This is a genomic window from Klebsiella sp. w6, assembly GCF_033100215.1.
Taxonomy (GTDB): Bacteria; Pseudomonadota; Gammaproteobacteria; order Enterobacterales; family Enterobacteriaceae; genus Klebsiella; species Klebsiella variicola.
In genome coordinates this window covers 1,911,222-1,924,892 of sequence record NZ_CP136907.1, presented here as the reverse complement: position 1 = coordinate 1,924,892, position 13,671 = coordinate 1,911,222, and the positions used below count along the sequence as shown (strand labels likewise).

Below are 13,671 nucleotides of genomic sequence, written 5' to 3'. Positions count from 1 at the left end.
AATAAGCATTAAATGCGCTTAGGCTCAAGATGAATTCATTCATAGGTTAAGATAGTGGGATACATTCATTCCTGTACGTAATAAATGCCGATAAAAACACCAACGATTAAACCTGCGAAGAAGTTGGTCGTGCATGCCGTCAGCACACCGCTTCCCTATGCGCATTATCAGCGCTGTACGCAGTGTGACATGCTCTTTCGCTTACCGGTGCTTAAACGCAACCAAAGCGCCTGGTGTCCACGCTGCAACGCCAAGGTGCGCGATGGGCGCGACTGGTCGCTGACGCGTTTGGGCAGCATGGCCGTTGCGATGCTGCTGCTCATGCCTTTTGCCTGGTCGGAGCCTCTGCTGCGCCTGCACCTGCTGGGCGTGCGCATCGACGCCAACGTCCTGCAAGGGATCTGGCAGATGACCGCGCAGGGTGACCCGCTTACCGCCGCCATGGTGCTGTTTTGCGCGGTGGTCGCCCCGGTGCTGCTGGTGGTCTCGATTAGCTATCTCTGGCTGGGCAACGTGCTGGGGATGAACCTGCGCCCGGTGCTGCTGATGCTCGGCAAGCTCAAAGAGTGGGTGATGCTGGATATCTATCTGGTGGGTATTGGCGTCGCCTCCATCAAGGTGCAGGATTACGCCTTTCTGCAGCCCGGCATCGGCCTGGTGGCGTTTATCTCGCTGACGCTGCTGAGCATCCTGACGCTTATTCACATGAACGTCGAAGAGCTGTGGGAGCGTTTCTATCCTGAACGGCCGGCGACCCGCGCCGATAACAATTTACAGGTATGCACCGGCTGCCACTACACCGGCTACCGCGACGCGCGTGGCCGCTGCCGACGCTGCCACTCCCCGCTGCATCATCGCCGGCCGCAGAGCCTGCAGCGCAGCTGGGCGGCGCTGATTGCCTCGCTGATATTTCTCTTACCAGCCAACCTGCTGCCGATCTCGATCATCTATGTTAACGGTGCGCGCCAGGACGATACGATCCTTTCCGGGATCATCTCCCTTGCCAGCAGCAATATCGCCATCGCCGGAGTGGTATTTATCGCCAGTATTTTGGTGCCATTCACCAAAGTTATAGTGTTATTTACCCTATTGGTCAGCATACAATTCAAGTGCGAGCAAGGCTTGCGCACCCGCATCCTGCTGCTGCGGCTGATAACCTGGATTGGCCGCTGGTCGATGTTGGATCTGTTTGTTATTTCACTCACCATGTCGCTAATCAATCGCGATCAGCTCCTCGCTTTCACCATGGGGCCGGCGGCGGTTTACTTCGGCGGTGCGGTAATTTTAACTATTCTTGCAGTTGAATGGCTGGACAGCCGCTTACTTTGGGACGCACATGAGTCAGGAATCGCCCGCTTCGCAGACTGAAGCCAGAATAAAAACTAAACGCCGTATTTCGCCATTCTGGCTGTTGCCGGTCATCGCGCTGCTGATTGCCGCCTGGCTCATCTGGACCAGCTTTGACGACCGCGGATCGACGATTACCATCGATTTCCAGTCCGCTAACGGCATTGTGCCGGGGCGGACGCCTATCCGTTATCAGGGGGTCGAGGTCGGCACCGTCCAGGATATTAGCCTCAGTAAAGATCTGAGTAAGATTGAGGTTTCCGCCAGCATCAAACGCGATATGAAAGATGCGCTGCGCAAAGAGACCCAGTTCTGGCTGGTCACCCCAAAAGCCTCTCTGGCGGGGGTCTCCGGGCTGGATGCGCTGGTGGGCGGGAATTACATTGGCATGATGCCTGGCAAGGGTGAGCCCGAAGATCACTTCGTGGCCCTCGACACTCAGCCGAAATACCGCATCAACAACGGCGAGCTGATGATCCACCTGCAGGCGCCGGACCTTGGCTCCCTGAACAGCGGCTCGCTGGTCTATTTCCGCAAGATCCCGGTCGGGCGCGTGTATGATTTCACCCTGAATGCCAATAATCAGGGGGTCACCATCGATGTCCTGATCGAGCGCCGGTTTACCAACCTGGTGAAAAAAGGCAGCCGATTCTGGAACGTCTCCGGGATCAAAGCCGACGTCGGCCTGAGTGGGGCAAAAGTGCAGCTGGAGAACCTTTCTGCGCTGGTGAACGGCGCTATCGCCTTCGATTCACCTGCCGATTCGCAGGTTGCGGCGCAAAACGATGACTATCATCTGTACGAAGATCTGGCGCATAGCCAGCGCGGTGTGCTGGTCACCCTCGACCTGCCCGACGGCGATGGGCTGAAAGCAGGCTCGACGCCGCTGATGTATCAGGGGCTGGAAGTGGGTCAGTTAAGTAAGCTGAATCTTAACCCCGGCGGCAAAGTGACCGGCGAGATGACCGTCGACCCGAGCGTGGTGACGCTGCTGCGTGAGAAGACGCTGATTCAGATGAAGAAGCCGAAAATTTCCCTCGATAACCCCAGCGTCAGCGCCCTGCTCACCGGCAATACCTTTGAACTGGTACCCGGTGAAGGCGAGCCGCGCAACCACTTCTCCGTCATGCCAGCAGATAAAGCGCTGCTGGAGGAGCCCAACGTCGCCACCGTCACGCTCTCGGCGCCGGAAAGCTACGGCATTGACGGCGGCCAACCGCTGGTGCTGCACGGAGTAAAAGTCGGCCAGGTGCTGGAGCGCAAACTGACGGCCAAAGGGGTGACCTTCCAGGTCGCGATTGCCCCCGAATACCGCGATCTCATTCGCGGTGACAGTAAGTTTGTGGTTAACAGCCGTCTGGATGTCAAAGTCGGACTCGATGGCGTGCAGGTGCTGGGGGCCAGCGCCAGCGAATGGGTTAATGGCGGGATCCGGGTCATTCCGGGAGAAAAAGGCGAAATGCAGAGCAGCTACCCGCTGTACGCCAACCTCGAAAAGGCCCAGGAAAACAGCCTGAGCGAAGTGCCGACCACGACCTTAAGCCTCTCAGCCGAGACCCTGCCTGACGTTCAGGCCGGCTCGGTGGTGCTGTATCGTAAATTCGCCGTCGGCGAGATCATCGCCGTCAAACCGCGCAAAGACGCTTTCGATATCGATTTGCATATCAAGCCGGAGTACCGCTACCTGCTGAGCAACAACAGCGTCTTCTGGGCCGAAGGGGGGGCGAAGGTCAAACTTGACGGCAACGGACTCACCGTTCAGGCCTCGCCGCTGGCGCGCGCCATTAAAGGGGCGATCAGTTTCGATAACCTCAATGGCAGCAGCGCCAACGCGCGGCTGAATAACAAACGTATCCTTTACGCTTCGGAAACGGCGGCGCGCGCCGTGGGCGGCCAGATCACCCTGCACGCGTTTGACGCCGGGAAGATGGCGGCCGGGATGCCGATTCGTTATCTCGGCATCGATATCGGTCAGATCCAGTCCCTGGAGCTGATCACCGCCAAAAACGAAGTGCAGGCGAAAGCGGTGCTCTACCCGGAATACGTCGGTACCTTCGCCCGGGCCGGGACCCGCTTCTCGGTGATCACCCCGCAAATCTCCGCCGCGGGCGTCGAGCATCTCGACACCCTGTTCCAGTCCTATATTAACGTTGAGCCGGGACGCGGGCCGGCGCGCCGCGACTTTGAGATCCAGGATACGACGATCAGCGACTCACGTTATATCGACGGCCTGAACATCGTGGTGGAAGCGCCGGAGGCGGGGTCGCTTGGCATCGGTACGCCGGTCCTGTTCCGCGGCCTTGAGGTGGGGACGGTCACTGGCCTGTCGCTGGGGTCAATGTCCGATCGGGTGATGGTGAAACTGCGTATCAGCAAGCGCTACCAGTATCTGGTACGCAATAACTCGGTGTTCTGGCTGGCCTCAGGTTACAGCCTCGACTTCGGCCTGATTGGCGGCGTGGTGAAAACCGGGACCTTCAACCAGTTTATCCGCGGCGGGATCGCCTTTGCCACGCCACCGGGGACACCGCTGGCGCCGAAGGCCCAGGATGGCAAGCACTTCCTGCTGCAGGAGAGCGAGCCGAAAGAGTGGCGGGAATGGGGCACCGCCCTGCCGCAGTAACCCTCACAACGCCTTCTCCCGCACCGGCCAACGCCGGGGGCGGGAAGATGACTCACCGCACGCCCCGGTGTCCTGCACCGGGGCGTTTGTGCTAAACTGCGCACCCTTTTTTTCTGTGGTGCGCTGCCTGTGGCTGAAAATACTGTCTATTTCCCTGAAGCGTTTCTCGCTCAAATGCGTGCGGCAATGCCCGCGCATCTCTCTTTCGACGACTTTATCGCCGCCTGCCAGCGCCCGCTACGCCGCAGTATTCGCGTCAACACGCTGAAAATCAGTGTGGCCGATTTTCTGTCTCTGGTCGCCCCGTATGGCTGGCAGCTGACGCCGGTCCCCTGGTGTGAAGAGGGATTCTGGATCGAGCGGGACGGCGACGATGCCCTGCCGCTGGGCAGCACCGCCGAACATCTCAGCGGGCTGTTCTATATTCAGGAGGCAAGCTCGATGCTGCCGGTCGCCGCTCTGTTCGCCGATAACCCGCAGCCTGAACGGGTGATGGATGTTGCCGCCGCGCCGGGGTCTAAGACCACCCAGATTGCCGCCCGAATGGGTAACGCGGGCGGCATTCTGGCCAATGAGTTCTCCGCCAGCCGGGTGAAGGTGCTGCATGCCAACATTAGCCGCTGCGGCATCAGTAACGTCGCCCTGACTCACTTCGACGGCCGGGTTTTCGGCGCGGCGCTACCCGAAGCTTTCGATGCCATCCTGCTTGATGCCCCCTGTTCGGGCGAAGGCGTGGTGCGTAAAGATGCTGACGCACTGAAAAACTGGTCGCCGGAGAGCAACCTCGACATTGCCGCCACCCAGCGCGAACTTATCGACAGCGCCTTCCATGCCCTGCGTCCTGGCGGGACGTTGGTGTATTCGACCTGTACCCTGAATCGCGAGGAAAACCAGTCGGTTGTTCAGTGGCTGCTGTCCCGTTATCCACAGGCGGTGGAGATCCTGCCGCTGGGAGATCTGTTTTCCGGCGCGGCCGATGCCTTAACCGCAGAAGGATTTTTGCACGTGTTCCCGCAGATCTACGATTGCGAAGGCTTCTTTGTCGCTCGCCTGCGCAAGACCGCGGCGATCGATCCGCTCCCGGCGCCAGGCTATAAGGTCGGCAAATTCCCGTTTACGCCGCTGAAGAGCCGGGAGGCCGCCGCGGTAACTGCCGCCGCCAGCGCTGTTGGCCTGGTGTGGGACGCAGGTCATACGCTGTGGCAGCGGGATAAAGAGCTGTGGCTGTTCCCGCAGGCTATGGAGCCCCTGTTTGGTCAGGTGCGTTTTTCACGCATCGGCGTACGCCTGGCAGAGGTGCACAATAAGGGGTACCGCTGGCAGCATGAGTCGGTTATCGCCTTTGCCGCGCCGCAGCGCGCCTTCGAGCTGACCCAGGAGGAAGCGGAGGAATGGTATCGCGGACGCGACGTCTATCCGCAGACCGCGCCGCAGCAGGATGAGGCCATCGTGACCTTCCAGGGTGTCCCGCTGGGTCTGGCCAAGCGCGTCGGCTCCCGTCTGAAGAATAGCTACCCGCGCGAACTGGTGCGCGATGGGAAACTTTTTGCCGGCAAGGTGTGACGCCGCGCAAAAAACGCGCACTTTTTGACTGGCGGTTTTCACCCCATTGACTACGCTGAAAAATGACGGCCTCAACTGGTCGTACCACAACTCAGCTGAAAAATGGGGTGAAGCGATGAGTAAAACCAATGTCCGCATCGGCGCGTTTGAGATAGACGATGCCGAACTGCACGGTGAACATCAGGGAGAGCGAACGTTAAGTATTCCCTGCAAATCCGATCCAGATTTATGTATGCAGCTTGACGCCTGGGATGCCGATACCAGCGTGCCCGCTATTCTCAATGGCGAACATTCCGTGCTCTACCGTAAACATTACGACCGCCAGTCTGATGCCTGGGTCATGCGCCTTGCCTGACTCAAATGAACCCGTCGCCTGAGACGGGTTATTTATTTCCCCGTCCCGCCGTCATCCCCTACACTAAAGAGTATGTGAACCCGAGCATGAGGCCAGGATGTTTGCCTTGGTGTTGTTTATTTGCTATCTGGATGGCGGCTGCGAGGACATTGTGGTTGACGTCTACCGCGAGGAAACGCAGTGCTTAGTGGCGATGGAGGATCAGCGGATCCGCCACGGCGGCTGCTATCCGATAGAAGATTTTATTGATGGCTTCTGGCAACCCGCCAGCGAATACAGCGATTTTTAACCTGCCGATTGTAGCGCCACCAGCGTCAGCGTTCCGCCAAACACGGCGCCCGTATCAATATAGTGTTGATTATCGCGTTCATAAGGCGTGCGAAGCGGCGTATGGCCAAACCAGAAATGGTCTGCTCCGGCGATGGCGCCATGACGTCCCGCCAGATGTTCGCTCAGGCGATGACGGCTCCATAACACCCGCTGGGGATCCACCGGCTGCTGCCAGCGATAGACTGGCGCCGGATAATCGGCATGGGCGATCACATGCCGGGCATCTGCACACCCAACTTCAATAATCAACGGTAGCCGCTGACAACGCGCTAACAGCCGGTCGGCTTCGGCCCGCTGCTGCGCGGTGCCCCGGCCATACCAGTCGCCGCCATTCATCTGCCAGAGTGCCATATCCCCGCTCTCCAGCGCCTCCAGCGCCATCTGTTCATGATTCCCCCGAACGGCCCTGAACCAGCGGCAGCGCAGCAGGCCGAGGCAGTCAGCGCTCTGCGGTCCGCGATCGATCAGATCGCCCACGGAAATGAGCAGATCGGCCCAGGGATCAAAGCGCAGCTGACGCAGGCGGCCCATCAGTAGCGCAAAGCAACCATGCAGATCGCCCATCAGCCAGATATTACGCCAGTCGCTACCATTAATACGTTGATACATATAATTACCTCTCTGCTGTAATTATAGGTAATTGCGCCGAATCCCCCGTGATTTTTATTTACACCTCAATCGATTTTAAACAAACGGGAAATATAGTCGGCCAGAGGATTAAGCTTATCAGAAGCTCGCTTTAAAATAGGAGGAAATAACAACGAGGTGTTTATCGTGACAGACAATAGCCTGCATTCAACCAGCGTGCTTGCGCCGCGCTCGCATCTTATTGCCGATCTGGTGATGGGCAGACTAATACCTGCACCTATCTGGCGGCAGAAAAATTTTCGCCTTAAATTTCTGCTGCGTACGGCGTTATTTTATAGCCCCACCAAAGCAATGCTTGAGTCGCTTAGCGCCCGTGATGATTTTAATCAGCTTCTGACCGCGCAGGCGACCTTGCCGGGGAAAGTGCACCGTCAGTACCTGACGCGCGATCTTAACGCCTGGCAGCGGGCGATGGCGGTGATAAGTCATTATCGCTACATCGATACCCTGCAGGGGTCGCTGCTGGCGCATGCCATGACCGCGGTGAGCGAGGTCCCGCTGCTGACGCTGAACGGAAAAGACGACAGCCCGTTCACTCTCTCCGCCTCCTCAGCCGGGAAGGCTGAGCGCGAGGGCGAAACCACATTATGGCTACGCGACGGCGATCACACCCTGTTGGCCAGCGCAACCTTTAGCGTGACCTGGGACGGTGAAGCCTGGCAACTGGTCATCGGCGGCCTGCAGGGGCCACGGCGCCACGTTTCCCATGAGGTGATTAAGCAGGCCACTCGCGCCTGCTTCGGCCTGTTCCCGAAGCGCCTGCTGCTGGAGTTCATTTGGCTACTGGCCGCTCGCAGCGCTATCGAGTCGATTTATGGCGTCAGCGATAACGGCCATGTGTTCCGTGCCCTGCGCTATCGTCTGAGCAAGGGCCGCCATTTCCACGCCAGCTACGACGAGTTCTGGCAGTCCATCGATGGTAAGCCGGAAAGCGCATGGCGCTGGCGGCTGCCGCAGCGTCTGGAACGAAAATCACTGGAGAGTATCGCCAGCAAAAAACGGGCCGAATACCGGCGTCGGTTCCAGCTGCTGGATCAGCTGGCTGAGCAGGTGGACATCCTGACGCAACCGCGCCATGGTGCGTAAATGTCGCTGCGGATAGCGCCGCGCTGACACGCGGCGTTTGCTTATTCGGTCGTTATTTCGCTACTATCATGGCCCCTGGCGCCATTGGATAGTGGTTGGCATGATGAGTAAAACCGAAATTTTCCTGCTGATTATTCTTGCGGTCATTCTGCTGGGCTGCGTATGGTTTATTTTTAGCGATGAAATTTGGCTTTTGCTCTGCTATCTCGAAAGTAAGATATATCCCTCCTTTAGCGTCCCTGAATAATTTCAGCCCCTGTACATAGCGGCGCATTCGCTTATTATTTTTAGCGATACGGTCGTTCATTGATAGCTAATCGCATGAATTGCCAAACCTATTAGACTTTGCTTATTTTATTTGTCATACAAATGTGTATACTAGCAGGCTTCCGATGTTGGCCCGCCAGTTAACCTGCACGCCGGGCCTGGTTAGGTGCAGGTTTTTTCTTTTCTCTTTCCACCCCAGCTTCAGATCTCTCCTTCCCGACGCAACCCTTCCTCAGGATGCGATTTGTGTGTAAATGGATTGTGTATGCTAAAAACGGTGTGCTATAACGGGACATCCAGAGGCCAGCCTGGGGTTTGACTGACATGATGTCGCTGGCTATTGCGAAAGCAGAAGGTTACCGATAAAAAGAGACCGAATACGATTCCTGTATTCGGTCCAGGGAAATGGCTCTTGGGAGAGAGCCGTGCGCTAAAAGTTGGCATTAATGCAGGCTAAGTCGCCTTGCACTATAAGAATAGTTTAACGCGTCAGCTTTTCCAGTCCGTGGCCAATGTGGTCGTATAATTCCTGGGAAACGGCTGTCAGCCAGTAAAAAACCGCCACTGCCGTTATCCGGCAAGGGCGGTTTTTTTTATGCTATTACAGTAAGATAACGCGGAACGCTAGCAGAGCTTCTGCGCTCGCTCGATAAATGGCGCAAGGCTCATTTTTTGTCCCGGGTGCTGCGGATCGTCGATCTGGATCACCGAGATCGGCTGCGCGGTCGTCTTGCCGGCTTTAACCTGCTGTTCCGCGACGTCATTGAGCGGATACTGGACCAGCGTACTCGGGTTGATGGCGTAAAGCGCGTTACCCGGACGGCAGGTCAACATCACCTCTTCACGGTTGAACGCCCAACTCTCCTTCCCCACTTCAAAGCGGCTCACGGTGATAATTTGCGGCGCCGCCAGAGCAGCCCCGGAGCTTGCCAGTAACAACATGGTCAGAACAATTTTTTTCATGATTTTGCCAGTTAATTCAATAAGGTTCCCAGGTGGCAAACAGACTGACGGCCAGCAGCGCCAGCGCGCCCAGCCCTATCTCAGCCTGCGTGGTTCGCAGGATCAGGCTTTCCGCCCGCGAACCGCTTGCCGACATGCGCGGTACCAGAACATACCTGTTCACTAAGGCAATTACCACCATCCCGGCGACCAGCGCACATTTGATCAACAGCATGCGTCCCCAGGGCGAGGTTCCGATCACCGCCCCCTGGATCAACAGCGCATTGACCACGCCGCTGGCAAGGGTGCCGGCCACCGCCAGATGTCCATAACGCGAAAAGCGCGCCATGGTATAGACCGCAGCCTGACGCCAGCGCCCCTGCGCCAGACGCAGGCAGTAGATGAAGGGCAACAGGCCGCCGAACCAGCTGGCGACGCAGAAGAGGTGGACGGCATGATTAGTCCGCTGCAGGGCGCCGAGTAAGCCATCGTGCATAGCAGCATGCCCAACCCCGGCGGAAAGCAGCAGCTGGGCCGCCAGCAGGGCCATCAGTTGCCTGGCGGCGTGATGGGGGCGGATCCACACCACGGCGAGAGCAGTCAACGCCAGCAGGATCTGCCAGATCCACACCCCGCCGAAGCGGGTACCCGCTACCGCCTGCCAAACGGCGGGCTGCCAGACATCCGCCCAGCCGTCGCCCATTATCCCCCCCTGCAGCAGATACAGCGCCACGGTTGAGAGCGCGCCAATCAACATCAGGGGGCGTAATAGCGGATAAAAGCGGTGCATCAGCACGCGCCTCAGCGGTACCGGCGCCCACCAGGCGCCATACAGCACGCAGCCAAAAGCCAACATCAGGGTGATAAAGTGCCCAAAACGCAGCGTGATATAGAGCCCGGTCAACATCGATCACTTCACGCTAAAAGTGTATTGCCCTTTGGTTTTATGGCCGTCAACCGAGACCACATGCCATGCTACGGTGTACTCCCCCGGAGGCAACGTTTCCGCCAGGGGTAAGGTGACCTGAGCGGGGTTGTCAGCGCTGCGGGTCAGTTTACCGGCGGCTACCGCGTGCTGCTGCGGACCGGTGACGGTCACGCCGCTGAAGGCCGGTTCGATCCCTTCTGAGAAACTGAGCGTCAGCGTCTGAGGGGGCGCGGTCAGTTGGGCACCCGCGGCGGGGATCTGCTGTTGCAGGTGAGCATGGGCGAAGGCGCCTGCCGCGGTTAACATACCGGCAAACGCAACGGAGAGGCGCAACGCGCGTCCAGCGAGGAGTCGCATATTCGTCATTCCCTTTTGTTATGTCTGTAGGACAGAGAATAACCCTGTATAATGGCAGAGTCGAGCTAAGCGTCAGCGCCTCGACCGGGTTTACCAGCACACTGGAGTTAATAATGGAAAGAAATCTGGCCAAAATTTCGCAAGCTGAGATGGATAAGGTCAACGTCGATCTCGCCGCCGCCGGCGTCGCCTTTAAGGAGCGATACAACATGCCGGTGGTCGCTGATTTGGTCGAGCGTGAGCAACCCGCCCATCTGCGCGACTGGTTCCGCGAACGACTGATCGCCCATCGGCTGGCCTCTGTCTCGCTTTCCCGACTGCCCTGGGAGCCGAAGCAGAAATAATGCGCGCCCGTCTGCTCCCCATCGGTTGGCAAGACCACCCAATTCCTTTACGCTTGTTGTTTTGCTCTGGAGCGAGCCATGCTGCGCGTCATTGATACCGAAACCTGCGGCCTGCAGGGGGGCATCGTCGAAATCGCCTCGGTCGATATTGTCGATGGGCGAATCACTAACCCGATGAGCCATCTGGTGCGTCCTGATCGCCCCATTACGCCGCAGGCGATGGCTATCCACCGTATAACGGAAGAGATGGTCGCCGATAAGCCGTGGATTGAAGAGATTATTCCGCATTATCTTGGCAGCCCCTGGTATGTCGCGCACAACGCCAGCTTTGACCGCCGGGTGCTACCGGAGATGAGCGGCGAGTGGATTTGTACCATGAAGCTGGCCCGCCGCCTGTGGCCGGGGATCAAATACAGCAATATGGGGTTATATAAATCACGTAAGCTGAATGTGGCGACCCCGCCGGGGCTGCATCACCACCGCGCGCTGTATGACTGCTATATCACCGCCGCGCTGCTGCTGGATATCATTAACGTTTCCGGCTGGACGCCTGACGAAATGGCCGATATCACCGGCCGCCCGGCGCTGCTCACCACCTTTACCTTCGGCAAATACCGGGGTAAAGCGGTGGCCGAAATTGCTGAAAACGACCCCGGCTACCTGCGCTGGTTATTCAACAATCTCGACCGGATGAGCCCCGAACTGCGTCTGACCCTCAAACACTACCTCGGGGAATAATCGTCACACAGCCGCTTTTCCCGGCAGTGTCCCCTGCGCCAGGGCAATGAAAAAGGCATACTCCAGGGCCACCCCTTCATAGCTTTTAAAGCGCCCGGATTTGCCGCCATGGCCGGAATCCATATCGGTACAGAGCAGCAGCAGGTTATCGTCGGTTTTCAGTTCCCGCAGTTTGGCCACCCATTTCGCCGGCTCCCAGTATTGCACCTGGGAATCGTGCAGTCCGGTGGTGACCAGCATATGCGGATAAGCCTGCGCCCGGACGCCGTCGTAGGGGCTGTAGCTTTTCATGTAGTGGTAATAGGTTTCATCCTGTGGATTCCCCCACTCTTCAAATTCCCCGGTGGTCAGTGGAATAGATTCGTCCAGCATGGTGGTCACCACATCGACGAACGGCACCTGGGCTATCACGCCATGAAACAGCTCAGGACGTTCGTTAACGGCCACGCCCATCAGCATCCCGCCGGCGCTGCCCCCCATGCCATAGCAGAGCTGCGGATCGCCGTACCCCTGGGCCAGCAGCGCGTCACAGACGTCCAGATAGTCGTTGAAGGTATTTTTCTTACACAGAAATTTGCCGTCCTCATACCACTGCTGCCCCAGCTCGCCCCCGCCGCGGACATGGGCGATGGCGTAGACAAAGCCGCGGTTGAGCAGGCTCAGCCGGCTGGCGCTGAAATCGGCATCGATACTCTCGCCATACGAGCCGTAGCCATAGACCAGCAGCGGATTGCTCCCTTTGCGGAAATGGTCGCGATGGTAGACCAGCGAGACCGGAACCTCGACGCCATCGCGGGCGGTCACCCACAGGTGTTCGCTCTGGTAGCAGCTCGTGTCCAACCCCTTCACCTCCTGCTGCTTGATAACCCGCCGCTCGCCGGTATCCATGTCCAGTTCAAACAGGGTGTCTGGCGTGGTCATGGAGGAATACCCGTAGCGCAGGCGCGACGTTTCAGGTTCCGGATTATAGGCAAGCCAGGTGACATAGGCCGGATCGTCAAAGGCGATCCCTACCACCTCCCGGGTCTTGCGGTTAATTTGCCGCAGGCTGGTCAGGCCGCGCTGGCGCTCCTCGACGACCAGCCAGTCAGTAAACAGGGTAAATCCTTCGAGCATCACGTCGTGACGCGGTGGGATCAGCGTGGTCCACTGATCTTCATCGCGCAGCACAGTACGGTAGAGGCCAAAATTCTTCCCCTCGCGGTTGGATCGCAGATAGAACGCGTGCTGATAGTGATCGAGGCTGTATTCGTGATCTTTCCGCCGCGGCAGGAAGCAGACCGGCTCGGCGTCAGGCAGTTCGGCGTTGAGCAGTAATGCTTCACTGGTGGTGGCGCTGGAGAGATAAATCACCACGAACTGCTGGGAAGTGGTCTTATGTACGCTGACGTAGAAGGTCTCATCTTTTTCTTCATAGACCAGCACATCACTCTGCGCCGCGGTACCCACCGTGTGGCGCCAGACCTGATAAGGCAGCAGCGTGGTGGGATGTTTACGCACGTACCACACAAAGCGGGAATCATTGCTCCAGGCAAACCCGGAGGTAACATTTTCCAGGATCTCCGGGTACCATTCACCGCTGCTAAGGTTGCAGAAGCGCAGGCCATACTGGCGGCGGGAAAGATAATCCTCCGCCACCGCCATCAATTGGTTATTCGGCGCGACGCCCAGTCCGCCAAGGGTGTAGAACTCACTTTTCGCCGCCCGCTGGTTGCCGTCGAGCAGGATCTCCCACTCGTCCCACTCCTCTTTGAGCACCGACTGGCGCTGATAGATGGCGTATTCACAGCCCGGCTCGTAAACCTGACGGTAGCGAAAACCATTTTTACTGTAAGGGGCGGAGACTTCCCGTTGCGGAATGCGGTCGATAATTTCTTTCAGCAGACGTTCCTGCAGGCTGAGCTGCGAATCCATCACCCGCTTGCCGTAGGCGTTCTCCGCGTGCAGGTACTCCAGCACGTCAGGTCGCGCGCGCTCATCGTCGCGCAGCCAGTAATAGTTATCGATGCGTGTATCGCCATGCAAGGTCATGGCGTGAGGGATCCGTTTGGCTTTAGGTGGCATGTTGTTCTTCTGCTGCTTTATCGTGACACAAGAGCATTCAGGTCACACGGCGGCGCCTGAATGATGACGTGTCTATAAG

14 protein-coding genes are annotated in these 13,671 nt (G+C 58.1%); 9 read left to right on the top strand and 5 right to left on the bottom strand.

Translation table 11 applies throughout. The annotated features are described in order from the left end of the window. The first annotated feature begins 84 nt into the window (after positions 1–84). The 5 genes from yebS (at position 85) to R0140_RS09250 (ending at position 6,177) form a co-directional block, all read left to right on the top strand. Positions 85–1,368, top strand: coding sequence for a membrane integrity lipid transport subunit YebS (yebS, locus tag R0140_RS09270; RefSeq protein WP_008804276.1), 1,284 nt, complete (start codon positions 85–87; stop codon positions 1,366–1,368). Further along, the gene (locus R0140_RS09265; RefSeq protein WP_016161386.1) at positions 1,337–3,970 is read left to right on the top strand and encodes a PqiB family protein; all 2,634 of its coding nucleotides are present in this window, start codon (positions 1,337–1,339) and stop codon (positions 3,968–3,970) included. The genes yebS and R0140_RS09265 overlap by 32 nt, the downstream gene beginning before the upstream one ends. Before the next feature lie 129 nt (positions 3,971–4,099). After that, positions 4,100–5,533: a 16S rRNA (cytosine(1407)-C(5))-methyltransferase RsmF gene (rsmF, locus tag R0140_RS09260; protein WP_032754740.1), complete on the top strand. Its 1,434-nt coding sequence runs from the start codon at positions 4,100–4,102 to the stop codon at positions 5,531–5,533. 115 nt (positions 5,534–5,648) lie between these two features. Further along, positions 5,649–5,888: a YebV family protein gene (locus tag R0140_RS09255; RefSeq protein ID WP_002911393.1), complete on the top strand. Its 240-nt coding sequence runs from the start codon at positions 5,649–5,651 to the stop codon at positions 5,886–5,888. 97 nt (positions 5,889–5,985) lie between these two features. Then, positions 5,986–6,177: a YdfD/YebW family protein gene (locus R0140_RS09250; protein ID WP_002911395.1), complete on the top strand. Its 192-nt coding sequence runs from the start codon at positions 5,986–5,988 to the stop codon at positions 6,175–6,177. Here R0140_RS09250 and pphA read toward each other — a convergent pair. After that, entirely contained in the window at positions 6,174–6,827 is a 654-nt protein-coding gene (gene pphA, locus R0140_RS09245; protein WP_008804273.1) for a protein-serine/threonine phosphatase, read from the bottom strand. The two genes, R0140_RS09250 and pphA, sit on opposite strands and share 4 nt — an antisense overlap. Before the next feature lie 156 nt (positions 6,828–6,983). On the opposite strand from pphA, the gene R0140_RS09240 reads away from it, so the two are divergent. Together R0140_RS09240 and R0140_RS09235 are read left to right on the top strand one after the other, a co-directional pair. Next, entirely contained in the window at positions 6,984–7,952 is a 969-nt protein-coding gene (locus R0140_RS09240) for a VirK/YbjX family protein (RefSeq protein ID WP_162493241.1), read from the top strand. A gap of 103 nt (positions 7,953–8,055) precedes the next feature. Then, positions 8,056–8,199 (top strand): Ecr family regulatory small membrane protein, encoded by a 144-nt coding sequence (locus R0140_RS09235; protein WP_046878768.1) that lies wholly within the window; start codon positions 8,056–8,058, stop codon positions 8,197–8,199. A gap of 644 nt (positions 8,200–8,843) precedes the next feature. On the opposite strand, the gene R0140_RS09230 is transcribed toward R0140_RS09235, so the two are convergent. From R0140_RS09230 to yobA, 3 genes are read right to left on the bottom strand one after another with little or no spacing between them, the layout of a single operon-like run. Then, the gene (locus R0140_RS09230; protein WP_008804271.1) at positions 8,844–9,182 is read right to left on the bottom strand and encodes a YebY family protein; all 339 of its coding nucleotides are present in this window, start codon (positions 9,180–9,182) and stop codon (positions 8,844–8,846) included. A 16-nt stretch (positions 9,183–9,198) separates the two neighbouring features. Then, on the bottom strand, positions 9,199–10,068 hold the full coding sequence (copD, locus tag R0140_RS09225) for a copper homeostasis membrane protein CopD (protein ID WP_032754744.1): 870 nt from the start codon (positions 10,066–10,068) through the stop codon (positions 9,199–9,201). A gap of 3 nt (positions 10,069–10,071) precedes the next feature. After that, positions 10,072–10,446 carry a CopC domain-containing protein YobA gene (gene yobA / locus R0140_RS09220; protein ID WP_016161388.1) on the bottom strand — a complete coding sequence of 125 codons (375 nt, stop codon included), beginning with the start codon at positions 10,444–10,446 and terminating at the stop codon, positions 10,072–10,074. Between the two features lie 113 nt (positions 10,447–10,559). On the opposite strand from yobA, the gene R0140_RS09215 reads away from it, so the two are divergent. Beyond that, positions 10,560–10,790: a DNA polymerase III subunit theta gene (locus R0140_RS09215; RefSeq protein WP_012541260.1), complete on the top strand. Its 231-nt coding sequence runs from the start codon at positions 10,560–10,562 to the stop codon at positions 10,788–10,790. Between the two features lie 78 nt (positions 10,791–10,868). Then, a complete protein-coding gene (exoX, locus tag R0140_RS09210; protein WP_008804267.1) occupies positions 10,869–11,528 on the top strand; it encodes an exodeoxyribonuclease X in 660 nt (219 codons plus the stop codon). A gap of 3 nt (positions 11,529–11,531) precedes the next feature. Here exoX and ptrB read toward each other — a convergent pair whose 3' ends face one another. Beyond that, the gene (gene ptrB, locus R0140_RS09205; RefSeq protein WP_012541258.1) at positions 11,532–13,592 is read right to left on the bottom strand and encodes an oligopeptidase B; all 2,061 of its coding nucleotides are present in this window, start codon (positions 13,590–13,592) and stop codon (positions 11,532–11,534) included. Positions 13,593–13,671: the final 79 nt, after the last annotated feature.

What these genes read in the sequence shown, in the direction of transcription:
- yebS (WP_008804276.1), top strand. Translation starts at nt 85, where the DNA reads ATGCCGATAAAAACACCAACGATTAAACCTGCGAAGAAGTTGGTCGTG.
- R0140_RS09265 (WP_016161386.1), top strand. Translation starts at nt 1,337, where the DNA reads ATGAGTCAGGAATCGCCCGCTTCGCAGACTGAAGCCAGAATAAAAACT.
- R0140_RS09255 (WP_002911393.1), top strand. Translation starts at nt 5,649, where the DNA reads ATGAGTAAAACCAATGTCCGCATCGGCGCGTTTGAGATAGACGATGCC.
- R0140_RS09250 (WP_002911395.1), top strand. Translation starts at nt 5,986, where the DNA reads ATGTTTGCCTTGGTGTTGTTTATTTGCTATCTGGATGGCGGCTGCGAG.
- pphA (WP_008804273.1), bottom strand. Translation starts at nt 6,827, where the DNA reads ATGTATCAACGTATTAATGGTAGCGACTGGCGTAATATCTGGCTGATG.
- R0140_RS09235 (WP_046878768.1), top strand. Translation starts at nt 8,056, where the DNA reads ATGAGTAAAACCGAAATTTTCCTGCTGATTATTCTTGCGGTCATTCTG.
- R0140_RS09230 (WP_008804271.1), bottom strand. Translation starts at nt 9,182, where the DNA reads ATGAAAAAAATTGTTCTGACCATGTTGTTACTGGCAAGCTCCGGGGCT.
- copD (WP_032754744.1), bottom strand. Translation starts at nt 10,068, where the DNA reads ATGTTGACCGGGCTCTATATCACGCTGCGTTTTGGGCACTTTATCACC.
- yobA (WP_016161388.1), bottom strand. Translation starts at nt 10,446, where the DNA reads ATGCGACTCCTCGCTGGACGCGCGTTGCGCCTCTCCGTTGCGTTTGCC.
- R0140_RS09215 (WP_012541260.1), top strand. Translation starts at nt 10,560, where the DNA reads ATGGAAAGAAATCTGGCCAAAATTTCGCAAGCTGAGATGGATAAGGTC.
- exoX (WP_008804267.1), top strand. Translation starts at nt 10,869, where the DNA reads ATGCTGCGCGTCATTGATACCGAAACCTGCGGCCTGCAGGGGGGCATC.
- ptrB (WP_012541258.1), bottom strand. Translation starts at nt 13,592, where the DNA reads ATGCCACCTAAAGCCAAACGGATCCCTCACGCCATGACCTTGCATGGC.